Genomic DNA, 25,338 nt, shown 5'->3' with positions numbered 1-25,338 from the left:
GGCGCATCCGAACCGCGCCGTCCCAGCGAACCCCCTGGTAGTGATCGCACACCCGGGGGTACGTCTGGTGCTGACCGAACCGATGCCGGCCGACGTCGTCGAGGCTGCCCGCAAGCGGCTCGCGGTGGCCGCCGAGGACCTCGACGCCAACCGGATCGCCGCGCTGGTGCGGGACCTCGCGGCTGGCGCCGGCGTGGCGCCGGTCTGGGAGCGGGTCTGCCGACCGCTGCTCGGCGGACTGCGGGGGCACAGCGCCACCGAGATCGCGATCGAACACGCGCTCTCCGAGGGCGTCCGGATCGGCCTGGACGGCTACCGCCGGGACCGGGGTCGGCCCCTGCCGCCGAACGGGGTGCTGCTCGCCGGGGCCGAACAGGAGGCGCACTGCCTCGGGCTGCACGCGCTCGCCGCCGCGCTGCGCGAGCGGGGCCGGGGCTGCCTGCTGCTGGGGCCCGCGCTGCCGTGGGCCGCGCTGGCCGCCGCCGTGGCGCGGGTCCGTCCGCACACCGTCCTGGTCTGGTCGCAGATCCCGCTCACCGGCCGCGCGTATCGCCTGGTCCGCTTCGGGCGCGACTTTCCCCGGGTACGCCTCTTCGGCGCGGGCCCGGGCTGGATCGAGCCGTTCCCGCCGCCGTCGGTACGCCTCACCACCTTCGCCGCCGCCGTCGCCGCCTGCGGGGCGGGTGGATCGCCCTAGACATGCCGCTGGCCGGCACCCCGCTCGGGGGTGCCGGCCAGCGTGTTGGTTCAGGGTGGGTCAGTTGTTCCAGTGCTTGGCGACCAGGTCGGCGGCCTGCTTCTCCCACTGGGCGTAGTGGTCCGGGTAGGCCGAGACCTGCACGGTCTGCGCGGCCTTGGTCAGCGGCATGTCCTGCCAGCCGTCGACCTGCTTCAGACCCTTCAGGAACGCCATCGTCGAGTACTCGGGGTCGGTGATCTGCTCAACCGTGCCCCAACCGCTGGACGGGCGCTGCTGGAACAGGCCCTGCGAGTCGTGGTCGTTACGGGCACCCAGGTGACCCAGGTTCTCCAGCTTCGACTCCTGCAGGGCGGTCGCGATCGCCACCACGGCGGCCCGCTCGTCCATGCCCGACTTCTTCGTCGCGGCGATGATCGCCTTCACGTTGGCCGTCTGCTCGTCGCCCAGGTCGATGTGCGACTGCTTGCCCTGCACACCGTGCGGCATCAGCTTGTCCACGCCGGGCTTGTCGGCCTGCACCACGGCAACCGACTTGGCGTCCATGACCGGGGTGGCGTGGGCCTCGGTGACGGGGCCGGCGAAGACGCCACCGGCGAAGGCCAGACCAGCGATACCCAGAACGCTCTTGCGCAGAATGGTGGTGTTCATGGGGGAAGCTCCTTCAGGGGGTTGACGCCGCCGGTCGGATCGGAGGATCGACATGACAGGCGGCGTAAGCACCACGAGCAGGCGCTCACACATACAAGGGGAAAGTCTTCTGTCCGGCAGGCTTCACGAGCGGGGGCTCGGGTGCCGGGTCCATGTGTAACGACCGGCGGCCCACCACGTGATCGGGCCAGGCCAGCGGGCTTGCTGCTGCGATCGTCCAGGTGATGTAACGACCCCGGCCCGGCCACCATTCCACCGCCGGGGTGCCGCCGGTCACGGGACGGCCCGTCACTCGCCGGGCTCAGAACGGACATCTCGGGCGCACCGAGTAGGCCCCGGAACCGGACATCCCGCGCTGCGTGCCTGCAACCATTTCTCGCCGTGCGGTTTGCGGCGTGTCGCGGCGACGGGGCGCGGGACAGCCCGACACCCGCAAATCGTGCCCGAAAGCGCGAGGGCGCGGCCGGCCTTCGACACGGCGAGGGGGAGTGACGCCGGACACATACGAAACGATCCGGTTCCGTATCGAAACTCGGGCCCGTACGCTCAGCCTCGTTACGAGTCTAACTCGTATCGTAATTCACGGTACGGGCACGCCGGGGGGAGAACCGGACACATGGAACCGCACGAGAACACCGGACATCCGAGGCGGTGGGGGATCCTCGGGGTGCTGGTGATCAGCCTGCTCGTCGTCGTCCTCGACAACACCATCCTCAACGTCGCACTGCGCACCCTCGCCGACCCGGTGCACGGCCTCGGCGCCAGCCAGGGCGAGCTGGAGTGGTCGATCAACTCCTACACGCTGGTCTTCGCCGGGCTGCTGTTCACCTTCGGCGTGCTCGGTGACCGCTTCGGTCGCCGCCGCTTCCTGCTGATCGGGCTGGTGCTGTTCGGCCTGGCCTCGCTGCTGTCGGCGTACGCGCAGGACCCCGGCCAGCTGATCGCGGCCCGCGCCCTGATGGGCGTCGGCGGCGCGGCGATCATGCCGGTGACCCTGTCGATCATCTCCAACGTCTTCGACCCGCGCGAGCGGGGCCGGGCGATCGGCGTCTGGGCCGGCGCCGTCGGCCTCGCCGTGGCGATCGGCCCGATCCTGGGCGGCGCCCTGCTGGAGCACTACTGGTGGGGCTCGGTCTTCCTGATCAACGTGCCGGTGGTGGCGGCCGGCGTGGTCCTGGTGGCGCTGCTGGTGCCGGAGTCGCGCGACCCCCGGCCGGGCCGGGTGGACCTGCTCGGCGTGCTGCTGTCGGTGGTGGGTCTGGTCGCGCTGACCTACGGCATCATCGACGGCGGCGAGCACGGCTTCGACCGGCCGGTGGTCTGGGCTTCCATCGTCGGCGGCCTGGCGGTGCTGGCCTGGTTCGTCGCCCACGAGCGGCGCAGTGAGCACCCGTCGCTGGACGTCCGGCTGTTCCGGGTGCCGCGCTTCGCCGCGCCGGTGGCCATCGTCGGCCTGATCTTCTTCGCCGCGATGGGCGTGATGTTCTTCAGCTCGTTCTACCTCCAGCTGGTCCGTGGCTACAGCCCGCTGCAGACCGGCCTGCTCTTCCTGCCCTTCGCCGGCGCCCAGCTGATCTTCGCGCCGCGCAGCGCCGCCATGGTCCGCCAGTACGGCGGCAAGGCGGTCGCAGTGGTCGGGCTGGTGCTGACCGTGCTGGCGCTCGGCGCGTTCGCCTTCATCGACGCGAGCACGCCGATCTGGGTGGTGCTGGTGTTCTTCTTCCTACAGGGCGCCGGGATGGCCAACATCATGCCGCCGGCCACCGAGTCGATCATGTCGGCGCTGCCCCGGGAAAAGGCGGGCGTGGGCTCGGCGGTCAGCAACACGGTGCGGCAGGTCGCCGGCGCGCTGGGCGTGGCCGTGCTCGGCTCGGTGCTCTCCGCGGTCTACCGGGAGGACATCGCCTCGGCGGTCGACGGGCTTCCCGCCCCGGCCCGCGAGGCGGCCAACGAGTCCATCTCCGGCGCGTACGCGGCGGCGGGACAGCTCGGGCCGGCGGCGCCGAAGCTGATCGCGGCGGCCAACGACTCGTTCGTCTCGGCCATGCACTGGGCGGCGGCGCTGTCCGCGGTGGTGGCCGCTCTCGGCATCCTCATCGTGCTGCGGTGGATGCCGGGCCGGGCCGCGGAAGCGCCCGCCGCCGCGCCGGTGGTGGGCGAACCGGAGTTGGCCGGAACGGCATAGGTTCGGGGATAATGTCCGACATGACTTCCACCGCAGATGCTCCGCGGTCGCCCGGGCGACCGCGGAGCGTCCGCGCGGACGAGGCCATCATCGAGGCCACCCTCGATCTGCTCGCCGAGGGCAGCACCATCGAGGCGCTGTCGATCGAGGCGATCGCCAGCCGCGCCGGGGTCGGCAAGGCCACCATCTACCGGCGCTGGCCGGGCAAGGACGCGCTGCTGCTCGACGCGCTGCGCCGGCTCAAGGGGGTCCTGCCGCAGCCGGCCGGGCACTCCGTCCGCGACGACCTGGTGCTGATTGTCGGCGCCGTCGGGCACAACATCGACCCGCGCGCCGCGAAGATCATGCCCTGTCTGGTGCCCGAGGTGAACCGCAGCCCGGACCACTTCCAGCTCTACCAGAACATCATCGAGCCCCGCCGGCAGCTGATGCGCGAGGTGCTGCGGCGCGGGATCCGCACCGGCGAGCTCCGCGCCGACCTCGACGTCGAGGTGACGATGGCGCTGCTCACCGGGCCGATGCTGATCCAGCGGATGCTGCGCTGGCATCCCGAGCTGGACGACCTGATCCTGCCCGAGAAGGTCGTCGACGCGGTGCTGGAGGGCATCCGGGCCCGCTGACCGCTCAGCCGTCGGCGAGCAGCGGGACCAGATCGGTGAGGGCCGGGAAGCGCGGCCCCCGCTGCTCCGCCCCGATCGTTCGGGCGGCGGCGAACGCCCAGGCCAGCGCCGTGTCCCGGGCCGGGCCGCCGAGCCGCCGCGCCAGGTCGGTCAGCAGCCGGGTCCGGGCCACGGGGTCGCGCAGGCCGGCGGCCGTGGTGAGCGCCGCCTCGGTCGCCTCGGCGGCGTCGGCGGGGGAGAGGTCCGCGACCAGCCCGGCCAGCCCGACCGCCCGGGTGGACGGGTCGTCGATCTCCGACACCGCCCGGTACGCCCGCGACCGCTGCGCCTCGTCCAGGTGCGGGACCAGCCCACCCAGCGCCTCGGCCCGGTGCGCGGGCTCATAGTCCAGCGCGAGGCGTAGCGCCTGCTCCCGCCGCTCCGCGTCGACGTACGGGGCGAGGGCGGCGAGGGCGCCCTGCGGGTAGTCGTCCTCCTCGGCCAGCGCCGCCGCCCACAGCCGGGCCAGCTGCGCCGGGGTGGCGTGCCGGCCCAGCGCTCCGAGCGGGTTGAACCAGCCGTACACCGGGCTGGCCACCAGCGCGTCGGTCGCCGCGGCCACCGCCGTCGCGCGCAGCTCCGCCGGCAGCACCGGCACCAGTTCGGCCAGCGCGACGGCACGGGTCGGGTCGTCGGAGATCGCGTGGGCCGCCGCGACGGCGACGGGCAACCGGGCCGGCGACAGCAGCGGGAGCAGCCCGCCGAGAGCGGCGGCGGCCCCGTCCGGGTAGGGCGACGCCGCCACCGCCGCCAGCGCCGCGTCCATCTGGTGCGGCGTGAGCAGCGGGAGCAGCTCCGGCCAGTCGAGCCAGCCGCCCTGGGCACCGGCGTCGAGCGCGGCGTCGACCGCGGCGCGGCGCAACTCACCCGCCAGTGCCGTGGCCAGCCCGGTCAGCACCGTGGCCCGCCACGTCGGGTCACCGATGCCCCGCGCGGCCGTCACGGCCGTGGCGAGCTGCTCGTCGTCCAGGTGGGGCGCCAGCCCGGCCAGCGACCGGGCCCGGCTGGGCTCGTGCTCGTTCGCGAGCGCGGTGGCCAGCACCGCGGCCCGCCGCTCGGGCAGCTGGTGCGCGGCCAGCAGGTGCAGGTGCCACCCCGGATCTTGCTCGGCGGCGGCGATCGCGTAGAGCTCGGCCCGCCCGGTGACGTCCAGCCAGGGCGCCAGGTCGCCGACGGTGGGCAGGATCAGCGACGGGTGTGCCCGGCGCGTGGCGGCCAACGCGAACGCGGCCGCCCGGGGCCGCCGCTCGTCCGGCAGTCGGGGCAGCAGCGCGGTCACCGTCCGGGCCTGCTGCGACGCCCGGTCCAGGTGGGGCACCGCCGCCAGCGCCCGCTCCGCCTGCCCGGCGTCGAGGCGGGCGGCGACGGCGACCAGCAGGTCCGCCTGCCGGTCCCGGTCAAGCAGGGCCAGGGCGGCGATGAGGGCCCGCTCGACCTGCGCGTCGGTGAGCCGGTCGGCCACCTCCTCCAGTCCCGGCAGACCGGGCAGGTCGAGCACCGTGGCCGCCACGTCGGCGACCGTCGGGGCCCGGCGCGAGGACGGCAGGGAAACCGGGTCCACCGCGCGCAGCACCGCGGCGAGCTCCGCCAGGGCCGCCCGGAACGCCGCGTACTCGTCGCTGCGGTTGTACTCGTCCTGCACGTCCGGGTGGTCGGCCAGCCGGCACACCCGGTCGGCGGCCGTGGCGAGCCGCCGGAACGGCTCCTGGTCGGGGTCGGTCACGGCGCGATCATGCCCCATGATCATCCACCGCGCCGCCCCGTCGGGCCCGCCCCGGATCAGCTCGGCGTGCGCAGCCGGTGCAGGCGCAGCGCCAACTGCACCTCCAGCGCCCGCTCCGGCTTCTGCCAGTCCGCACCCAGCAGCTGCCCGACCCGCTCCAGGCGTTGCGTCACCGTGTTGACGTGCACGTGCAGCTGCTCGGCCGCGCGGGCCAGGCTGCCGCCCACCCCGAAGTACGCCTCCAGCGTCCGCACCAGCGCGGTGCCGCGCCGCGCGTCGTAGTCCAGCACCGGCCCCACCGTGGCGGTCAGGAACCGGGCGACGTCCCGCTCGCCCTGGTCGCCGACCGTGCCGAGGAGCAGCCCGACGAAGCCCAGTTCGCCGGTGCTCGCCCCCTCGCCGGCCCGGCCCAGCGCGCCCAGCGCGGTGAGGCAGCGGTCCGCCTCGGGGAACGTGGCGGCCAGCGCCGTCGGCCCGCCCGCCGGGCCGCTCCCCCCGGCGGTCACCGGGCGGCCGGTCACCCGGGACAGGTCCCGGGCCACCGACCGGGCGCTGCCACCGGCGTCCCGGCCGGGCAGCATCAGCACCACCCGCCCGTCGCGGGCCGCGGCCAGGCCACCCCGAGTCGAGGCGTACGTGGTGGCCCAGGAGAGCACCCGCAGCCGGGCCGAGCCGGTCGCGGCGATCGCGTCGTCGCCGACCGCCACCAGCACGTGCGGAGCGTCCAGGTCGATCCCGAGCCGGCGGGCCCGGCTGCGCAGCGCGTCGGTGTCCCGCAGCGGCCGGGCGATCAGGTCGTCGAGCAGCTCACCGCGCACCCGCCCCTCGGCCTCGGCGACCGTACGCCGGAACAGCAGCAGCAGCGCGGTCACCAGCGCGGCCCGCTCCAGGATGCGCTGGTCGGCGTCGACCAGGTCGTCGTCCGGGCGCAGCACCAGCGCGCCCAGGTTCTCCGCGCCGGCGACCACGGCGGCGTACCAGAGCGGGTCCCGACGCACGCTGCGCCCCTCGGTACGCGACGCGGCCACCGCCTCGACCATGTCCGCCCGGTCCGGCTCCTCGATCTCGCCGACCCGGGCCAGCAGCCGTCCCTCGGCGTCCAGCGCCAGCAGCGCGCCGCCGAGCACCTCGGTGACCGCCGCCGCGACGTCCTCCACCCCGCCGCCGCGGAGCACCAGCGCGGTCATCCGGTCGTGGGCGGCGGCGGCCCGCTCCACCGAGCTGCTGTGCGCCCGGATGGTGGTGTTGGCCGCGGACAGCTCCTCCAGCGCCGAGCGGGTCTCGGCGAGCAGCCGCGCGGTGTCGATCGCCACCGCGGCGTGCGCGGCCAGCGACACCAGCAGGGCCACCTCCTCGCGGACGAACGGGCGGGCCGAGCGGTTCGCGGCGTAGAGCACGCCGATCGAGGTCGAGCCGAGCCGCAGCGGCACCCCGAGGATGGCCACCAGCCCCTCCTCGCCCACCCCGGCGTCGATCTCGCCGGTGTGGTGGAAGCGGTCGTCCTCCGGATAGTTCGCGGTGACGTAGGGGGCGCCGGACTGGGCCACCAGGCCGCCGAGGCCGGCGCCCATCGGGAGCCGTAGCCGCTGGAACCGGGCCGAGACCGAGCCGTCGGTGACCCGCATGTAGGTGTCGCCGCGCTCGTCGTCGTTGAGGGTCATGTAGGCGACGTCGGCGCCGAGCAGGTGCCGGGCCCGGTGCACGATGGCCCGCAGCACGTCGTCCAGGTCGCGCAGGCCGGCCAGGTCGCTGACGGTGTCGTACAGGCCGGAGAGTTCGGTCTCCCGGCGGCGGCGGCGTTCCAGCAGCGCGCGGACGCGCAGCGCCACCGTCTTGGCCTGTTCGAGTTCGGCCAGCCGGTCGGCGGGCAGCCCGGCGGCCCGGGCGGCGACCAGCGGGCCCTCGAACTCGACCGCGGCCGCCTCCCGGGCGAGCAGCTCCAGGAACTCGACCGGCGACGACATGACGCTCATTGTGCGCGGTGCCACTAGTTCGCCGTCCAGCCCCCGTCGAGGGCGATGGAGGCGCCGGTGATGAAGGCCGCCGGCGGCGAGCAGAGGTACGCCAGCAGCTCGGCGACCTCGTCCGGCTCGATCAGCCGCTTGATCGCGGCCCGGGCCAGCATGATCTTCTCGATCACCTCGTCCTCGCCGATGCCGTGGCTGGCCGCCTGGTCGGCGATCTGGCTCTCCACCAGCGCGGTGCGGACGTACGCCGGGTTGATGCAGTTGGCGGTCACGCCGTGCGCCGCGCCCTCCAGGGCCACGACCTTGGACAGCCCCTCCAGGGCGTGCTTGGCCGACACGTACGCCGCCTTGTACGGCGAGGCGCGCAGCCCGTGCACCGAGGAGATGTTGACGATCCGGCCCCAGCCCCGGGCGTACATGTGTGGCAGCGCCCGCCGGATGATCTGGAAGGGCGCCTCCACCATCACCCGGTGCAGGTGGGAGAAGCGCTCGGGGGGGAAGTCCTGCACGGGCGCGACGTGCTGGAGCCCCGCGTTGTTGACCACGATGTCGACGTCGGCGTCGAGCCGGTCCACCGCCGCCAGGTCCGACAGGTCGACCCCCTCGGCGCGGGCGCCGGCCTCGGCGGCCACCACCTTGGCCGCCTCGAGGTTGCGGTCCACCACCAGCACCTTCGCGCCGGCCTCCGCCAGGCGCAGGGCGCAGGCCCGCCCGATGCCACTGCCACCACCGGTCACCAGGGCGCTACGACCGGAAAGGTCGACGTGTACGACGTGGGGGACCGCCACGGGTTCTGCCGTCATGGCGCAAGAAGTTACGAGCTGTGTGGCCGCCGGCACATGGGGCGGCGACACATACTCGACCGTCGGTCTGTGTGGGCGTGCCGGCACCTGCCCGGGAACGGGCGACCCGGCCCCGTCGCGGGCCGGAACTGTCGGCGGTGGGTGGCACCCTCGCCTCCGGGTGACAGCACCGCGCCGGCCACCCCTCGGCCGGCTCGGCGGACGGGAGGTGGAGATGGCGGGGCACGTGCCGCCGGGCGGCCCCGACGAGGGCCCGACGGGCCGGCCGGCCTTCCGGGCGACGCTGGTCCGCTGGCCGGGCGCGGGCGGGTGGGTCTTCGCCCCGGTGCCCGACGCCCACGCGCCGGGCGCCGCCGGCCCGTTCGGCCGGGTGCCGGTGACCGCCACCGTGGACGGCCGCACCTGGTCGACCAGCGTCTGGCGGGACCGGGCGGCGGGCTGGCTGCTGGCGGTGCCGGCGCGGATACGCGCCGGCAAGGACGACGGGGACGTCGTCACCGTCGCCGTCGAGGTCGACCACACCCGGCTGTAGCGGCGTGTTCCGGGCCACCGCGACGCGCCGGTACGGCCGGCGTGTCCCCCGGGATGCCGGGCCGCGCCGACCAGTAGGGTGTCGAACACACGTACTGCTGGCGGCTGGGGGAGGAGGCGGCGTGCGCGTGCTCGGCGTCGACCCGGGGCTGACCCGGTGCGGAGTCGGCGTGGTCGAGGGCGTGCCGGGGCGGCCCTGCACCCTGATTGCCTACTACGTCGTGTACACCGACCCGGCCGACGAGCTGGCGCTGCGCCTGCTGCACCTGGACCGGTCACTGACCGACCTGGTCGCCGAGCACCGGCCGGACGCCGTCGCCGTCGAACGGGTCTTCAGCCAGCACAACGTCCGCACCGTGATGGGCACCGCCCAGGCCAGCGGGATCGCCGTGCTCGCCGGGGCGCGCGCCGGACTGCCGGTGCAGACGTACACCCCGAGCGAGGTGAAGGCGGCCGTGACCGGTTCCGGTCAGGCCGACAAGCGCCAGATGACCACGATGGTGACCCGGCTGCTGCGGCTGCCCGAGCCGCCGAAGCCGGCGGACGCGGCCGACGCCCTGGCCCTGGCCATCTGTCACGTGTGGCGCGGCGGCACCCGGTCGAAGCTGGCCGCTGCGGCCGAGCGGGTACGACGAGGAAGGAGTGACCAGTGAAGGTCACCCGGATCGCGTACTCCAGGCGACTGAACCCGGGCAAATGCGCCGCGCTAACGGAGCAGGCCCGCCGGTTGGGTCGCGTGCGTAGCGAGGTGTGGCAGCGGTACGGCTCGATCGGCGGGGTCGGGTCCGGACTGACGGACCGGCAGGTGCGGGACCGCTGGCTGGCTGACGGCACGCACGTCCAGTTCGGCGTGCTGGCGAATGCGTGGAAGGAAACCGTCCGCGACGCGATGGCCGACATTGCGGCGAACCTGGCCTCGGCCAAGGTTGAGGTCCGGCGGGCGATCACGAGGCGCACCAACGAAACGGGCGCGCGCAAGCGGATGTTCACCGCGCTGAAGGCTGACCAGTGGGCCAGTGACCCGTTCCTGGCTCGGCAGATGCGCAAGCACTGGGGGCGTGGGAAGAACCGCACGCACGATCAAATCGTCGTGCGCGCCGACCAGCACAACACGTTCGTCGACGGGCGGGGCCTGTTGTGGCTGGCGGTGCCGGGCCTCGAACGCCGCAAGATGGTCAAGATCCCGCTGTCCACGACCGTCGCCCCGACCGGCACGCTGCGGCTGATCCTGCGCGGCGGCCGGGTCGAGGTGCACTACCAGATCGACGCGTCTCGGATGCGCTCGTCGCAGCGGCCGTGCGGGGACCGCGCGATCGGCGTGGACAAGGGCTACACGGAGGTCCTGACCGACTCCGACCGTACCCACCACGGCACCCGCCTCGGTGAGCTGCTGACCGCCGAATCGGACCGGCTGAAGGAGCGCAACCGGCACCGGGCGAAGTTGCGCTCGATAGCGAACACCGCCGCCTTGCATGGTGACCACGCGAAGGCGCACCGGATCACGGCCAACAACCTCGGGACCGTGAAACGGGACCGGCAGATTGCCCGTCACCGGGCGCGGGTGCGTACGGAGATCTTCACCGCCGTGCACCGGGTCGTCGACAAGGCCGCCACCGTCGTCGCCGAAGACCTCACCAAGCGCTTCGCCGGACGCAAGACGCTCGGCAAGAACGTCAACCGGCGCCTCGCCGCGTGGACCAAAGGAGTCACCGCGGAGGCGCTGACCAGCGTGTCGGAGCGCAGAGGTTCTGCGCTCGTACACGTCAACGCCGCCTACACCTCACAAGCCTGTCACCGCTGCGGCCGGCTCGGCCGGCGCAACGGGGACCGGCTTCACTGCACCCCGTGTGGGGTGGTGTGGCAGGCCGACGTGAACGCCGCGATCAACATCCTGCAACGAGCAGTCGACCCCGACATCGCCCTGTACACCCCACATCACCGGGTGAAGCAGATCTTGCAGGACCGGACCGATCGCCACCGGACCAGACTGCCGGTCCAGGACTCCAGCCCGGCCACCACCGAGCGGAGAGCGAATAATCCGAACCGCTCAGCGACGAGCAACTAGTAGGAAGCAGGAACGCGATGATCGCCAGCGTGCGCGGCACGGTGACCGCGACCGGTCCGGACCACGCGGTGGTGGAGGTGGGCGGGATCGGCCTGGCGGTGCAGTGTGCCCCGGGCACCCTCGCCGACCTGCGGGTCGGCCAGCCGGCCCGACTCGCCACCAGCCTGGTCGTCCGGGAGGACTCGCTCACCCTCTACGGCTTCCCCGACGACGACGCCAAGCAGCTGTTCGAGCTGCTCCAGACGGCCAGCGGGGTGGGTCCCCGGCTGGCCCAGGCGGTGCTCGCCGTGCACACCCCGGACGCGGTCCGCAAGGCCATCGCCAACGCCGACACCGCCGCGCTGACCCGGGTGCCGGGCATCGGCAAGAAGGGCGCCGAACGCCTGGTCCTGGAGCTGCGCGACCGGATCGGCCCGGTGCCGGTCGGCGCCGACGGCGCGGCCGGGGTGACCGGCGGGGCCTGGCCCGAGCAGGTCCGCCAGGCGCTGGTCGGGCTGGGCTGGACGGCGGGGCAGGCCGACCAGGCGGTGGCGGCGGTGGCGGAGAGCGTCGACGGGGACACCCCGCCGGTGCCGGTCCTGCTGAAGCAGGCGATCCGACTGCTGGGCCGCACCCGATGAGCGCGCCCACCGCACCGGCCCGGCGGGCGGAGGTGACCCGGTGACCGGCGACGGCCTGGTGTCGGCGTACGTCAACGACGCCGAGCTGGACGCGGAGGCCAGCGTCCGGCCGAAGCGGCTCGCGGAGTTCATCGCCCAGCACCGGGTCCGCGACCAGCTCGACCTGCTGCTGCAGGGCGCGATGCGGCGCGGCTCCCCGCCGGACCACATCCTCCTCTCAGGGCCGCCCGGCCTCGGGAAAACGACGCTCGCCAATATCGTCGCCGCCGAGCTGGGCGCCGGCATCCGGGTGACCAGCGGCCCGGCCATCGAGCGGTCCGGCGACCTGGCGGCCATCCTGACCAGCCTCGCCGAGGGCGACGTGCTCTTCATCGACGAGATCCACCGGATCGCCAAGCCGGCGGAGGAACTGCTCTACAGCGCGATGGAGGACTTCCGGGTCGACGTGGTGGTGGGCAAGGGGCCCGGCGCCACCGCGATCCCGCTGGACGTCGAGCCGTTCACCCTGGTCGGCGCGACCACCCGCTCGGGTCTGCTGACCGGGCCGATGCGGGACCGGTTCGGCTTCGTCGCGCACCTGGACTTCTACGCCCCGGCCGACCTGGAGGCGCTGCTGCACCGTTCGGCGCGGATCCTCGGCGTGCCGATCACCGACGACGGGGCGACCGAGATCGCCGGCCGCTCCCGGGGCACCCCCCGGATCGCCAACCGGCTGCTGCGCCGGGTGCGGGACTTCGCCGAGGTCCGGGCGGAGGGCGTGGTCAACCTGGAGACCGCCCGGGCCGCCCTGACCGTGTACGACGTGGACGCCCTCGGCCTGGACCGGCTGGACCGGGCGGTGCTGACCGCGCTGGTGGACTCGTTCCGGGGCGGCCCGGTCGGGCTCTCCACCCTCGCGGTGGCGGTGGGGGAGCAGCCGGACACGGTCGAGGAGGTCTGCGAGCCGTTCCTGGTCCGGGCCGGTCTGCTCGCCCGGACGCCCCGCGGGCGGGTGGCCACCGAGGCCGCCTGGCACCATCTGGGTCGCACGCCGCCAAATGGTACATTTGGTGCCGAGGCCCCTTCCGTGCCCGATCTGTTCTCCGCCGCACCGGATCAGCCGTGATGTGAACGTGATCTGTACCGCATTCGGCGTTCCCAGGTGCAGGGATTAGACTCGCCGCGGTCTGTACAGGACGTGAGAATCCGCCTCCGCTCCGGCACCCCTCGTGCCGGTCCGGAGGCCAATGGGAAGGTCACACACCGTGGTTTACGCAGCAGCGGGCGGCGGGGGAGTCGGCGGTCTCACGCCGATCCTCATGATCGCCCTGCTCTTCGGCGTCATGTACTTCATGATGATCCGCCCGCAGCAGAAGCGGCGGCGCGAAGCCGAGGCCATGCAGTCCGCGCTGGCCCCGGGCGACGAGGTCGTCACCATCGGCGGGCTCTACGGCACGGTTACCGGTGTGGACGACGACACCGTGCTGCTCGAGGTAGCCCCCGGCGTCCAGACCCGCTACGCCCGGCCGGCCATCGCCCGGGTCGTCAACCAGGCCGAGCGCACCGAGTCGACCGAGCCGGTCACCGAGGAACCGGCGGACGCCGTCAAGGAGTGAAACGCCCCGCCCGCCCTCCTGACGGAGCGGCGGGCGGACCGCGACAACTGAACAGGTGGGTCGACGTCCGACGCCGGCACGCGCCCCGACCGACGCCCCCGCGTCGGTGGCGGTACGCCGTGCCGACCGCCGGGCGCCGACCCCGCAGAGCACGTCGGCCCGGACCCCCGGCCCGACATCGCCGCCCCCACCGGCGGCGCGACCGTTACAGGGAGACAGGACAGCCGTGGCACCACCTCAGGGACAGATGCGCCCCGGGCGGCAGCTCGCCGTACTCGGGTTCATCTTCGTCGTCCTCTATCTTTTGGTGTTCTTCTCGGGCGGCGCCAGCGGCGGCTGGAAGGACCGGCTGGAGCCCCGGCTCGGCCTGGACCTGATCGGCGGCACCCGGCTGACGCTCGAGGCCACCAACAGCATCGACGGCAAGCCCCCGACCTCGGAGAACCTCGAAGAGGCGCGGCAGATCATCGAGAGCCGGGTCAACGCCTACGGCGTGGCCGAGGCCGAGGTGGTCACCGAGGGCGACCGGAACATCGTCATCTCCCTGCCCGGTCAGAACCGCGAGCTGACCGACGTCGGCAGCGCGGCGGAGCTGCGCTTCCGCAAGGTGCTCAAGGCCGCGGACGGCAGCGGCGCGGCCACCGCCCCGACGGCGGCCCCGACCCCCGCCCCCTCCGGCAGCGCCTCGCCGGCGCCCTCGGGCAGCGCGTCGCCGGCGCCGTCGGGCAGTGCGTCGCCGAAGGTCACCTCCTCGCCGAGCGCCGGTGGCCAGGGCGGCGGCGCCCCCGCGCCGAGCGCCAGCGCCACCCCCTCGGCCCCGGCCTCGCCGAGCGCTCCGGCCGCCTCGCCGAGCGCCAGCGCCGCCCCGGTGCCGCAGAGCGTCCAGGAGCAGCGCAACGCCGTCGAGAAGAAGGTGGGACCGGCGGCCTGGGCCGCCGCGAGCGCCCTGCAGGCCCCGGCCGACCTCACCGCCGACCCGTCCCTGGCGGAGAAGCTCAAGCCGTTCGGCGCGCTCTCCCCGCAGGAGATCGCGGTGCTGACGCCGCAAATGCAGTTCAACGTCCCGACCATCACCTGCGCCCAGCTGGACAAGCGGCCGGCCGCGTCGATCAAGGACGAGAAGCAGCAGGCGGTCGCCTGTGAGGACGGCGCGGCCAAGTACCTGCTCGACGTGGCGAAGGTGGTCGGCACCGACGTCGACGACGCCAACGCCGTGCTCGACGAGGCCAGCGCCTGGGTGGTCAGCCTGAACTTCACCGGCGACGGCCAGGACAAGTGGACCGAGCTGACCCGCGAGGCGTTCAACAACACCGGTGGCGCCTGCGACCAGACCGCGCTCGGCCAGGACGGCAAGTGCCGGGTGGCGGTCGTGCTGGACAACGAGATCGTCTCCTCGCCCGAGATCCAGGGCGTGCTGACCGGTGACTCGCAGATCACCGGCAACTTCACCAGCACCGATGCCAACAAGCTGGCCAGCCAGCTGCGGTACGGCGCGCTGCCGGTGACCTTCGAGCCGCAGGAGCAGCAGAACGTCACCGCCACCCTGGGCGACAGCCACCTGCGCGCGGGCCTGCTCGCCGCGGGTATCGGCATGCTGCTGGTCATCGTCTACTCGTTCTTCTACTACCGGCTGCTGGGCTCGGTGATCTTCCTGAGCCTGGTGCTCTCGGCGGCGCTGGTCTTCGGCGCGCTGGTGGTGCTCGGCCGGCAGATCGGCTTCACCCTGACCCTCGCCGGCATCGCCGGCATGATCGTCTCCCTCGGTGTGGCGGCGGACTCCTTCGTCATCTACTTCGAGCGGCTCAAGGACGAGATCCGGGAAGGGCGCAGCCCGCGCAGCGCGGTGCCGCGCGCCTGGATCCGGGCCCGCCGGACGATCATCTCGGCGAACGCGATCACCCTGATGTCCGCCGTGGTGCTCTACGTCGTCTCCGTCGGTACGGTGAAGGGCTTCGCCTTCGCCCTCGGCCTGGCGACGGTGCTGGACCTGATCGTGGTCTTCCTCTTCCGGCACCCGATCATGACGATGTTCGCCCGTACCCGGGCGTTCCTGTCCCCGCGGGTCAGCGGTCTCGGCCGGGCCCTGCCGGCCCGGTCGGCCGAGCAGGACTCGCCCCGCACCCCGCGCGTCAAGGAGGCCTGAGATGGCTAAGAGTGGTCTCGCGAGCCGGCTCTACCGCGGTGAGGCCGGGCTCGACATCGTCGGCCGGCGCAAGCTGTGGTTCGCCGTGGCCGGTGCGCTGGTGCTGATCGCGGTGCTCAGCTTCGCGGTGCGTGGGTTCAGCCTCGGCATCGAGTTCGCCGGCGGCAACTCGTTCCAGGTGCCGGCCAGCGTCGGCACGCTGGAGCAGGCCGAGGAGAAGGTCGGCGCCGCGCTCGCGGCCGAGGGCGGCGACGCCGAGGTGGTGACCGCGCAGAAGGTCGGCAGCACCAGCGGCGAGTACTACGAGCTGCGTACCTCGCAGCTCACCCCGGAGCAGGCCACCGAGGTCAAGGCCGAGATGGCCCGGGAGTTCGGGATCAACGCCGACCAGATCAGCGGCAACCAGGTCAGCGAGGCGTGGGGCGAGCAGGTCACCTCGCGCGCCCTGCTCGGTCTGATCATCTTCGTCGCGGTGGTGGCGATCTACCTGATCCTGCGTTTCGAGTGGCGGATGGCGGTCGCCGCGATCGTCTCGCTGTTCATGAACCTCTTCCTCACCGCGGGCATCTACTCGCTGGTCGGCTTCGAGGTCACCCCGTCGACCATCATCGGCTTCCTCACGATCCTGGGCTTCGCGCTCTACGACGTGGTGGTGGTCTTCGACAAGGTGCAGGAGAACACTCGCGGCATCACCGCGAACAACAACCAGACGTACGGCGATGCGGCCAACCTGGCGCTCAACCAGAGCCTGATGCGGTCGCTGAACACCTCGGTGGTCGCCCTGCTCCCCGTCGGTGGCCTGCTCTTCATCGGTGCCGGCCTGCTCGGCGCGGGCACCCTGAAGGACCTCGGCCTGGTGCTCTTCGTCGGTATGGCGGTGGCGTTCCTGACCTCGATCCTGCTGGCCACCCCGCTGCTGGTGCTGCTGAAGAACTACGACCCGCGGATCCAGGCGCACAACAAGCGGGTGCTGGCCCGGCGGGGTGCGATCGCCCGGGGCGAGCTGGCCCCGAAGGGCGCGCCCCGCGCGGCCGAGGGCGCCGACGAGTCGATCGACTCCGACGCGGCGGCTCTGGCCGGCACGGCGCCGAAGGTGGGCGCCCGTCCCGCCGGCAAGCGCCCGACCGGCGCCCGGGGCGGCCGTCCCAGCGGGGGCGGCGGCAACCGGCCGGGTGGCGCCAAGCGGCGCTGACCCGGGCGGGGACACCCGGTAGGAATCGACCCGACGGCGTCCTTCATGCTGTGCGAGCGGCATGGAGGACGCCGTCATCGTTGGAGGGAGCACCGTGACGGAGACCCACAGCACCGTGGTACGGGGGGACAGCGGCCCGCAGGTCGCCCGGCTGGTGGCCAGCCGGGTGTTGGACGTGCCGGACTTCCCCAAGCCCGGCGTCATGTTCAAGGACCTGATGCCGCTCTTCGCCGACGGTGCGGTGTTCCGCGAGGTGATCGACGGGATCGTCGAGTACCACGGGCGTGACTCGTTCGACATCGTGGTCGGCATCGAGGCCCGCGGCTTCGTGATCGCCGCCGCCATCGCGTACGCCACCGGGGTGGGCGTGGTGCCGGTGCGCAAGGCCGGCAAGCTGCCCCGCGCCGCGTACGCCGCCTCGTACGCGCTGGAGTACGGTGAGGCGACCCTGGAGGTGCACCAGGACGCCTTCACCGCCGGGCACCGGGTGCTGGTGGTCGACGACGTGCTGGCCACCGGCGGCACCGCCGAGGCCACCCTCGACCTGGTCGAGCGGGCCGGCGGCACGGTGGCCGGTTTCACCGTTCTGCTGGAGCTGGGCTTCCTGGAGGGCCGCAAGAAGCTCGCCGGGCGCCCGGTCCATGCCCTGCTGACCGTTTGACCCCCATGCCGTCGGACGGACCCGGTGCGGACCGTCCGGCGGAGCGGCACCGCACCCACCGTGCGGGTAGCATTGCCCTTTGCTGACCGGGCGGTTCCCCGTCCGGCGGCGAAGGACCAGACCGGCCGGAGCCACGGCCGGTGTTTTCCGGCGAGCGGTGAGGAGGCCGGTGTCCCACGATGTCGTCCCTCCGGTGGAGGGCACGGTGCACCCGACAGGCGACGCTGACGGCTCGGTGACCGACCGGAAGAGCAACCCGCCGGCCCGTGTGACGGGTGCCGTTGACGGCGCCGTTGCCGAGGCCGTCGACGCCGGCGCGCCCGTGGCGCCGCTGCCGACCGTCGGCGAAGCTTCGCCGACCGGAGGTTTCGCCCTCTCCAACGCGCCGACCGGCCGTCGGGTGCGGGCCCGGCTGGCCCGGTTCAACGCGCCCTGGCAGAGTTCGCAGGTCAGCGAGGTGCTGGAGCCGCTGATCTCCACCCACCGGGAGAACCACCCCAAGGCCGACGCGCGGCTGCTGCAGCGCGCCTTCGACACCGCTGCCCGCTGGCACTCCGGTCAGTACCGCAAGTCCGGCGACCCGTACATCACCCACCCGCTGGCCGTGGCCACCATCCTGGGCAACCTGGGCATGGACACCACCACCCTGGTCGCCGCGCTGCTGCACGACACGATCGAGGACACCGAGTACACCCTCGACCAGATGCGCGCGGACTTCGGCCCGGAGGTCACCCTGCTGGTCGACGGGGTGACCAAGCTCGACAAGGTCAAGCTCGGCGACGCGGCCAAGGCGGAGACCATCCGCAAGATGGTCGTGGCGATGGCCAAGGACCCGCGGGTCCTGGTGATCAAGCTGGCCGACCGGCTGCACAACATGCGTACCCTGACCTTCCTGCCCCGCCCCAAGCAGGAGCAGAAGGCCAAGGAGACGCTGGAGATCCTCGCCCCGCTGGCGCACCGACTCGGTATGAACACGATCAAGTGGGAGCTGGAGGACCTCGCCTTCGGCACGCTGTTCCCGAAGCGGTTCGAGGAGATCAACCGCCTGATCGGGGAGCACCAGCCGCAGCGCGAGGCGCTGCTGCGCCAGGTGACCCAGAAGGTGCAGACCGACCTGAAGGCCGCCAAGATCAAGGCGGAGACCACCGGCCGGCCGAAGCACCTCTACTCGATCTACCAGAAGATGATCGTGCGGGGTCGCGACTTCAACGACATCTACGACCTGGTGGGTGTGCGGATTCTGGTCGACACGGTGCGGGACTGCTACGCGGCGCTGGGGGTCATCCACGCCAACTGGCAGCCGGTGCCGGGCCGGTTCAAGGACTACATCGCCATGCCCAAGTTCAACATGTACCAGTCGCTGCACACGACGGTCATCGGGCCCACCGGCAAGCCGGTGGAGATGCAGATCCGCACCTACGCGATGCACCGCACCGCCGAGTTCGGCATCGCCGCGCACTGGAAGTACAAGGAGCACAAGGGCACCCAGATCGTCGGCCCGCCGGCGCACATCGACGAGATGACCTGGCTGCGCCAGCTGCTGGACTGGCAGCGGGAGGCGGCGGACCCGAGCGAGTTCCTCGACGCGCTGCGCTTCGACCTGTCCAGCCAGGAGGTGTACGTCTTCACCCCGAAGGGTGACGTCATCCCGCTGCCGACCGGCTCGACGCCGGTGGACTTCGCGTACGCGGTGCACACCGAGGTCGGGCACAAGTGCATCGGGGCGCGGGTCAACGGCAAGCTGGTGCCGCTGGAGTCGACGCTGTCCAACGGCGACGTGATCGAGATCTTCACCTCGAAGTCCGACACGGCCGGCCCGACGCAGGACTGGCTGGGCTTCGTCAAGAGCCCCCGGGCCCGCACCAAGATCCGCCAGTACTTCAACAAGGAGCGGCGCGAGGAGGCGATCGAGGCCGGCAAGGACGCGATCGTCAAGGCGATGCGCAAGCAGGGCATGCCGTTGCAGCGGATGCTCACCTCGGACGCGCTGATGGCGATCGCCCGGGACCTGCACCTCGCCGACGTCGCCTCGCTCTACGCGGCGGTCGGCGACAGCCAGGTCTCCGCCCAGTCGGTGGTGCAGAAGCTGATGGCCACCTACGGGGGCGAGGAGGGCGCGGCGGAGGACATCGCCGAGACCGCGGTCGCCACCCGGCCGCCGCCCAGCCGGCAGAGCAGTGCGGACCCGGGCGTCGTGGTCCGGGGCGTCAGCGACGTCTGGATCAAGCTGGCCCGCTGCTGCACCCCGGTGCCGCCGGACGCGGTCTTCGGCTTCGTCACCCGCTCCGGCGGGGTGAGCGTGCACCGCGACGACTGCGCCAACGCCGAGGACCTGCGGGCGCAGAGCGAGCGGGTGGTCGAGGTCAGCTGGAAACTCACCTCCGCCTCGACGTTCCTGGTCGCCATCCAGGTCGAGGCGCTGGACCGGCACAAGCTGCTCGCCGACGTCACCCGGGTGCTCTCCGACGAGCGGGTCAACATCCTCTCCGCCACCGTCACCACCACCCGCGACCGGGTGGCGGTGAGCCGGTTCAGCTTCGAAATGGCCGACCCGAAGCACCTGGGCCACCTGCTGGCCGCGGTGCGCAAGGTCGACGGCGTCTTCGACGCGTACCGGGTCACCTCGGGGGCCTGAGGCAGCAACGACAAGCGCCCGCCGGCTCGGCCGGCGGGCGGGCGCTTCGTCGTACGGGTGGGTCAGCCCTGGATGTCGCTCATCGCCAGCTTGGTGATGACGACCTCCTTCTTGGGGTGGCCGCCGCCGGCCTGCTGGGCGAAGGCCTTGTCGTCGCCGGCCGCCGCGACCTGCTTGACCAGGTCCATGCCGCCGGTGACGGTGCCCAGCACGGTGTAGTTCGGGTCGAGCTGCGAGTCGCCGTAGACGATGAAGAACTGGCTGCCGGTGCTGCCCGGCTGGCCCGAGTTGGCCATCGCGATGACGCCGTCCGGGTACGCGGGGCGCTTGTCGGTCGGCAGGTTCTCCTCGGCCAGGTTGTACGCCGGGCCGCCGGTGCCGTCGGTCTCCCGCCAGCCCTTGCCGGCCGCGCTCGGGTCGCCGCACTGGAGCACCTTGATGCCCTCGGTGACCAGCCGGTGGCACTTGCTGTTGTCGAAGAAGCCCTTGCTGGCCAGGTGGGTGAAGCTGCCCGCGGTGCAGGGCACCGCCGCGCGGTCGATCTTGGCGGTGATCGGGCCCAGGTTGGTGTCGATCGTCATCGTCTGGGTGCCGATGTTCTTCTGCTGGGCCGGCGGCAGTCCGACGTCCTTGATCTGCGCGGTCCGACCCTCCTTCGGCGCCTCGGTGTACGCGCACTGCGTGAAGCCCGGGGCGCCCGCGGTGTCCTGCTTCTGGTCGTCGTCACCGCCGAGGGTCGTCGCCAGCCAGACGCTGCCGGCGACCACGAGCAGCAGGACCGCAGCGGCCCCGACGATCGCCTGCGTCTGCCGGCGCTTGCGGGCCCTGGCCGCGCGCTCGGCCATCTCCCGCTCGAGCCGGGCCCGCGCCGCCGCGCGCTGCCGCTCTCTCGTGGACGTCACGGTCACTCCTCCTGGACTATGTGGCGCGGTCGCCGCCGCGTACGGGTGGTGTGGTCCGGCTCAGCCGGCGCTGGGGCTGGCCGACGGGGCGCCGGAAGCCGGGCTCGTCGGGGCCGGGGCCGCCGCCGTGCTCGGCTCGCCGACGGTGAGCTTCTGCAGCAGCACGTCGGTCTTCGGCTTGACCTTGGCCCCGGTCCCATTGTCCACGGTCGGCAGGGCGCCGATCTTCTCGATCACGTCGAGCCCGCCGGTGACCCGGCCGATGACCGGGTAGGTCGGCTTGGCCGGGTTGAAGTCCTTGAAGAAGACGAGGAACTGGCTGCCGTTGTTGCCCGGCGGGTTCCCGATCATGGCGATCGTGCCCTTCGGGTACGCCGGCGGCTCGCCGGGGGCCGGGCTGGCCGAGGGGCTCGCCTCGGGCACGGTGGGGACGTTCTCGTCGTAGAACGAGTACGTCGGGCCGCCCAGGCCGGTGCCGCTGGGGTCGCCGCAGCGCAGCGCCCCCTCGGTGGTGATCTCGTGGCACGTGGTGTTGTCGTAGAACGACCGGGTCGCCAGGTGGGCGATGCTCGCCCCGGCGCACGGCGCGCCGGCGAGGTCGAGCTCGGCCGTGATCGGGCCGCCCTGGTTGGTGTTGATCGTCATCGGCCGGCTGCCCGAGGTGGGCAGGCCGCTGGTGGCCGGGGTGCCGACGTCCTTGAGGTTGGTGTTCGCGGTGGCGTCCTGCGGCGTCCAGAGGCAGACGTCCTGGGCGGCCTGCTGCTTCGGGTCGCGGTCGAAGGCGCCCAGCGCCCAGGCGGAGCCGACCACGATCAGCGCCAGCACGACCGCGACGCCCACGCCGGCCTGGATCTGCCGGCGCCGCCGGGTCGCGGCGGCCCGCCGGGCCAGCTGCCGGTCGAGCTTCTCCCGTGCCAGCTTGCGCTGCCGGTCCCTGCTGGAAGCCACTCGTGCTTTCCTTCCTCTGCCCTGGTCGTCACCGGCGGTCGGGCCGCTCGCGTCCCCGTGAAGCAGGTGCGCCACGCCACACGCCCGCCAGAGTGTACGGGTAGCCGCTGGGAAAGTGGTGTACGAGGTCGGGGCTGGGTTTATCGGAGTGCGTCACTGTGCCGGACGGGGTGTGCGGGACCGGTGGGTCACGGATATCGGTTCGCCGCGGCGGCTAGGCTGCGGAGGGAACGACGTACCGACGGAAGGGGAGCGGACGTGCTCGTGGCCGGCTTTCCCGCGGACGCCTTCGGCACCAACTGCTACGTGGTGGCGACCGCTCCGGGGGAGCAGTGCGTGGTGGTCGACCCCGGCATCGGGGTGCTCGACCGGCTCGACGCCGTGCTCGCCGAACACCGCCTGCACCCGGCCGCGGTGCTGCTCACCCACGGCCACCTCGACCACACCTTCTCGGTGGCGCCGGTCTGCGGCGCGCGGGGCATCCCCGCGTACGTCCACCCGGACGACCGGGAGCTGCTCGCCGACCCGGCCAAGGGGCTCTCCGCGGACCTCGCCCAACTCTTCGGCGGCCGGCTGCCGTACACGGAGCCGGACGACGTGGCCGAGCTGACCGGCGGCGCGACGCTGGCGCTGGCCGGGTTGGAGATCACCGTCGACCACGCCCCCGGCCATACCGGCGGGTCGGTGCTGTTCCGGCTGCCCGGCGCCGGCTCGCCCTGGGAGGCCGAGCAGATCTGCCTCTCCGGTGACGTGCTCTTCGCCGGCTCGATCGGCCGCACCGACCTGCCGGGCGGCAGCATGCCCCGGATGCTGACCAGCCTGCGGGAGAAGGTCCTTCCGCTGGCGGACGACACGGTCGTCCTGCCCGGCCACGGCCCCGCGACCACCATCGGCCGCGAGCGCGCGACCAACCCGTACCTCGCCGAGGTGGCGGGGGACGGTGCCGCGCGCCCGGCCGCGCCCGCCCGCGGCCTGTAGCCGCGCCCACGACCTCCGCGCGCCGCTGCGCGCGGGACGCAAGGAGTACGCCATGAGTAAGCCCACGCCCATCTCCGGCTTCCCGGAGTGGACGCCCGGCCAGCGGATGATCGAGCAGTTCGTGCTCGACCGGATCCGCGCCACCTTCGAGCTGTACGGCTTCGCGCCGCTGGAGACCCGCTCGGTCGAGCCGCTGGACCAGCTGCTGCGCAAGGGGGAGACCTCGAAGGAGGTCTACGTGCTGCGCCGGTTGCAGGCCGCGGTCGACGACCCGGCCGGCGACGACGCGCTCGGCCTGCACTTCGACCTGACCGTGCCGTTCGCCCGGTACGTGCTGGAGAACGCCGGCAAGCTGCAGTTCCCGTTCCGCCGCTACCAGATCCAGAAGGTGTGGCGGGGTGAGCGCCCGCAGGAGGGCCGCTACCGCGAGTTCCTCCAGGCCGACATCGACATCGTCGACCGGGACACCCTGCCCGCGCACTACGAGGCGGAGATGCCGCTGGTCATCGGCGACGCGCTGCGCTCGCTGCCGATCCCGCCGGTGCGCATCCAGGTCAACAACCGCAAGATCTGCGAGGGCTTCTACCGGGGTGTCGGGCTGACCGACCCGGAGGCGGCGCTGCGCGCGGTCGACAAGCTCGACAAGATCGGGCCGGCCCGGGTCGCCGAGCTGCTGGCCGAGACGGCCGGGGCGAGCGAGGCGCAGGCCAAGGCGTGCCTGGCGCTGGCCGAGATCTCCGCGCCGGACGCCTCGTTCGCCGACGCGGTGCGCGCCCTCGGGGTCACCGACCCGCTGCTCGACGAGGGGATCGAGGAGCTGGTCGCGGTGGTGGAGACCGCCGCCGCGCACTCGCCGGGGCTCTGCGTGGCCGACCTGCGCATCGCCCGCGGCCTCGACTACTACACCGGCACCGTCTACGAGACGCAGATGATCGGCTACGAGCGGTTCGGTTCGATCTGCTCCGGCGGTCGCTACGACAACCTGGCCAGCTCCGGGGCCGTCCGGTTCCCCGGGGTGGGCATCTCGATCGGGGTGACCCGGCTGCTCGGGCTGCTCTTCGGCGCCGATGCGCTCTCGGTCTCCCGGGCCGTGCCAACCTGCGTCCTGGTCGCTGTCATCAGCGAGGACGCGCGGCCGGCCAGCAACCGGGTCGCCGAGGCGCTGCGCTCCCGCGGGGTGCCGACCGAGGTGTCGCCGAGCGCGGCGAAGTTCGGCAAGCAGATCCGGTACGCCGAGCGGCGCGGCATCCCGTACGTCTGGTTCCCCGGCGCGGAGGGGGCGGCGGACGAGGTGAAGGACATCCGGTCCGGCGAGCAGATCGCCGCCGCGGCGGGGGAGTGGACGCCGCCCCGGGAGGACCTCAAACCGCTGGTCAGCTGAGGTACTACTCGCGCGTACGCTCGCGGGGCCCTACGGTAGCGTAAGTTACGCCACCGTAGGGAGATCCGCATGAGCACCGCCCCGCTGAGTCAGACCGCCCTGCTCCTCGAACTCGAAGCCGTGGTGGAGAAGAACCTCGACCGCCACCTGTCGATCGCCAAGGAGTGGTTCCCGCACGAGTACGTCCCGTGGAGCGAGGGACGCACGTTCGACGGGCCGCTCGGCGGCGAGCCCTGGTCGGAGTCGGACTCGACGATTCCCGACGTGGCCCGCACCGCGCTGATCGTCAACCTGCTGACCGAGGACAACCTGCCCTCGTACCACCACGAGATCGCCACCCTCTTCGGCCGGGACGGGGCCTGGGGCACCTGGGTGCACCGGTGGACCGCCGAGGAGGGTCGGCACGGCACCGCGATCCGGGACTACCTGACGGTGACCCGGGCGGTGGACCCGGTCGCCCTGGAACGGGCCCGGATGACGCACATGTCGGCCGGCTACGAGAACGTGCACGGCGACGAGGTGCTGCACTCGCTGGCGTACGTGTCGTTCCAGGAGCTGGCCACCCGGATCTCGCACCGCAACACCGGCCGGGTCACCGGCGACCCGGCCTGCGAGGCGTTGCTGGCCCGGGTGGCCGCCGACGAGAACCTGCACATGGTCTTCTACCGCAACCTGCTCGGCGCGGCCTTCGAGCTGGCCCCGAGCCAGGCGATGCGCGCGGTCGCCGACGTGGTGGCCGACTTCCAGATGCCCGGCGTCGGCATCGAGGGCTTCGCCCGAAAGTCGGTGGCGATCGCCCTGGCCGGCATCTACGACCTGCGCCAGCACCGCGACGACGTGGTGCAGCCGGTGCTGCGCCAGTGGGACGTCTTCAACGTCACCGGCCTGGACGCCGACGGCGAGGCCGCCCGCGACCAGATCGCCGGCCACCTCGACGACCTGGAGCGGGCCGCGTCCCGCTACGAGGAGACGCGCGCCGCCCGCGAGGCCCGCCTCGCCACC

22 protein-coding genes are annotated in these 25,338 nt (G+C 72.9%); 16 read left to right on the top strand and 6 right to left on the bottom strand.

Annotated elements, in window-relative coordinates; translation table 11 throughout:
* Positions 1-67 precede the first annotated feature (67 nt).
* Complete coding sequence (locus KBX37_RS18840; protein ID WP_307849120.1) at positions 68-697, top strand: transcriptional regulator; 630 nt, start codon at positions 68-70, stop codon at positions 695-697.
* 60 nt (positions 698-757) lie between these two features.
* Here the strand turns inward: KBX37_RS18840 and KBX37_RS18835 are convergent, their stop codons facing one another.
* Positions 758-1,348, bottom strand: a complete 591-nt coding sequence (locus tag KBX37_RS18835; RefSeq protein ID WP_210777255.1) for a hypothetical protein — start codon at positions 1,346-1,348, stop codon at positions 758-760.
* Between the two features lie 616 nt (positions 1,349-1,964).
* Here KBX37_RS18835 and KBX37_RS18830 point away from each other — a divergent pair.
* Together KBX37_RS18830 and KBX37_RS18825 are read left to right on the top strand one after the other, a co-directional pair.
* Positions 1,965-3,533 (top strand): MFS transporter, encoded by a 1,569-nt coding sequence (locus tag KBX37_RS18830; protein ID WP_210777254.1) that lies wholly within the window; start codon positions 1,965-1,967, stop codon positions 3,531-3,533.
* Positions 3,534-3,544: 11 nt separating this feature from the next.
* Positions 3,545-4,153 (top strand): TetR/AcrR family transcriptional regulator, encoded by a 609-nt coding sequence (locus KBX37_RS18825; protein ID WP_210777253.1) that lies wholly within the window; start codon positions 3,545-3,547, stop codon positions 4,151-4,153.
* Between the two features lie 4 nt (positions 4,154-4,157).
* Here KBX37_RS18825 and KBX37_RS18820 read toward each other — a convergent pair whose 3' ends face one another.
* Genes KBX37_RS18820 through KBX37_RS18810 form a run of 3 tightly spaced genes read right to left on the bottom strand, consistent with a single transcriptional unit; the run spans position 4,158 to position 8,685 of the window.
* Complete coding sequence (locus KBX37_RS18820; RefSeq protein WP_210777252.1) at positions 4,158-5,915, bottom strand: hypothetical protein; 1,758 nt, start codon at positions 5,913-5,915, stop codon at positions 4,158-4,160.
* 56 nt (positions 5,916-5,971) lie between these two features.
* Entirely contained in the window at positions 5,972-7,888 is a 1,917-nt protein-coding gene (locus KBX37_RS18815; RefSeq protein ID WP_210777251.1) for a helix-turn-helix domain-containing protein, read from the bottom strand.
* Between the two features lie 14 nt (positions 7,889-7,902).
* Positions 7,903-8,685 (bottom strand): 3-hydroxybutyrate dehydrogenase, encoded by a 783-nt coding sequence (locus tag KBX37_RS18810; RefSeq protein WP_154938166.1) that lies wholly within the window; start codon positions 8,683-8,685, stop codon positions 7,903-7,905.
* A gap of 160 nt (positions 8,686-8,845) precedes the next feature.
* Between KBX37_RS18810 and KBX37_RS18805 the strand changes: the two genes are divergently transcribed.
* From KBX37_RS18805 to KBX37_RS18760, 10 genes are all read left to right on the top strand, one after another.
* Positions 8,846-9,217, top strand: coding sequence for a DUF1905 domain-containing protein (locus tag KBX37_RS18805; protein ID WP_210777250.1), 372 nt, complete (start codon positions 8,846-8,848; stop codon positions 9,215-9,217).
* Between the two features lie 121 nt (positions 9,218-9,338).
* Positions 9,339-9,869, top strand: a complete 531-nt coding sequence (gene ruvC / locus KBX37_RS18800; protein ID WP_210777249.1) for a crossover junction endodeoxyribonuclease RuvC — start codon at positions 9,339-9,341, stop codon at positions 9,867-9,869.
* Complete coding sequence (locus tag KBX37_RS18795) at positions 9,866-11,281, top strand: RNA-guided endonuclease TnpB family protein (protein WP_210777248.1); 1,416 nt, start codon at positions 9,866-9,868, stop codon at positions 11,279-11,281. Before ruvC ends, KBX37_RS18795 begins: the two co-directional genes overlap by 4 nt.
* Before the next feature lie 17 nt (positions 11,282-11,298).
* Complete coding sequence (gene ruvA, locus KBX37_RS18790) at positions 11,299-11,901, top strand: Holliday junction branch migration protein RuvA (protein WP_210777247.1); 603 nt, start codon at positions 11,299-11,301, stop codon at positions 11,899-11,901.
* A 40-nt stretch (positions 11,902-11,941) separates the two neighbouring features.
* Positions 11,942-13,006 carry a Holliday junction branch migration DNA helicase RuvB gene (gene ruvB, locus KBX37_RS18785; protein ID WP_088962775.1) on the top strand — a complete coding sequence of 355 codons (1,065 nt, stop codon included), beginning with the start codon at positions 11,942-11,944 and terminating at the stop codon, positions 13,004-13,006.
* A 193-nt stretch (positions 13,007-13,199) separates the two neighbouring features.
* Positions 13,200-13,496, top strand: a complete 297-nt coding sequence (yajC, locus tag KBX37_RS18780) for a preprotein translocase subunit YajC (RefSeq protein ID WP_374103793.1) — start codon at positions 13,200-13,202, stop codon at positions 13,494-13,496.
* A 226-nt stretch (positions 13,497-13,722) separates the two neighbouring features.
* Positions 13,723-15,639 (top strand): protein translocase subunit SecD, encoded by a 1,917-nt coding sequence (secD, locus tag KBX37_RS18775; RefSeq protein WP_210777245.1) that lies wholly within the window; start codon positions 13,723-13,725, stop codon positions 15,637-15,639.
* Position 15,640: 1 nt separating this feature from the next.
* Positions 15,641-16,831 carry a protein translocase subunit SecF gene (gene secF / locus KBX37_RS18770; protein WP_210777244.1) on the top strand — a complete coding sequence of 397 codons (1,191 nt, stop codon included), beginning with the start codon at positions 15,641-15,643 and terminating at the stop codon, positions 16,829-16,831.
* A 94-nt stretch (positions 16,832-16,925) separates the two neighbouring features.
* Positions 16,926-17,492 (top strand): adenine phosphoribosyltransferase, encoded by a 567-nt coding sequence (locus tag KBX37_RS18765; protein WP_210777243.1) that lies wholly within the window; start codon positions 16,926-16,928, stop codon positions 17,490-17,492.
* Between the two features lie 193 nt (positions 17,493-17,685).
* Entirely contained in the window at positions 17,686-20,127 is a 2,442-nt protein-coding gene (locus KBX37_RS18760; RefSeq protein WP_210777270.1) for a bifunctional (p)ppGpp synthetase/guanosine-3',5'-bis(diphosphate) 3'-pyrophosphohydrolase, read from the top strand.
* A gap of 62 nt (positions 20,128-20,189) precedes the next feature.
* On the opposite strand, the gene KBX37_RS18755 is transcribed toward KBX37_RS18760, so the two are convergent.
* Together KBX37_RS18755 and KBX37_RS18750 are read right to left on the bottom strand one after the other, a co-directional pair.
* Positions 20,190-21,029, bottom strand: coding sequence for a peptidylprolyl isomerase (locus KBX37_RS18755; RefSeq protein WP_210777242.1), 840 nt, complete (start codon positions 21,027-21,029; stop codon positions 20,190-20,192).
* Positions 21,030-21,089: 60 nt separating this feature from the next.
* Positions 21,090-21,977, bottom strand: a complete 888-nt coding sequence (locus tag KBX37_RS18750; protein ID WP_210777241.1) for a peptidylprolyl isomerase — start codon at positions 21,975-21,977, stop codon at positions 21,090-21,092.
* Positions 21,978-22,235: 258 nt separating this feature from the next.
* Here KBX37_RS18750 and KBX37_RS18745 point away from each other — a divergent pair, with 258 nt between their 5' ends.
* The 3 genes from KBX37_RS18745 to KBX37_RS18735 all read left to right on the top strand — a co-directional run.
* A complete protein-coding gene (locus KBX37_RS18745; protein WP_210777240.1) occupies positions 22,236-22,955 on the top strand; it encodes an MBL fold metallo-hydrolase in 720 nt (239 codons plus the stop codon).
* Positions 22,956-23,007: 52 nt separating this feature from the next.
* Complete coding sequence (gene hisS, locus KBX37_RS18740) at positions 23,008-24,336, top strand: histidine--tRNA ligase (protein WP_210777239.1); 1,329 nt, start codon at positions 23,008-23,010, stop codon at positions 24,334-24,336.
* 69 nt (positions 24,337-24,405) lie between these two features.
* Positions 24,406-25,338 (top strand): acyl-ACP desaturase (locus KBX37_RS18735; protein ID WP_210777238.1); only part of this gene is annotated, 933 nt, incomplete at its 3' end.

Source organism: Micromonospora sp. U56, assembly GCF_018070095.1.
Taxonomy (GTDB): Bacteria; Actinomycetota; Actinomycetes; order Mycobacteriales; family Micromonosporaceae; genus Micromonospora; species Micromonospora purpureochromogenes.
The sequence above is the reverse complement of the archived record's forward strand: the minus strand, read 5'-3'. Positions and strand labels throughout refer to the sequence as shown.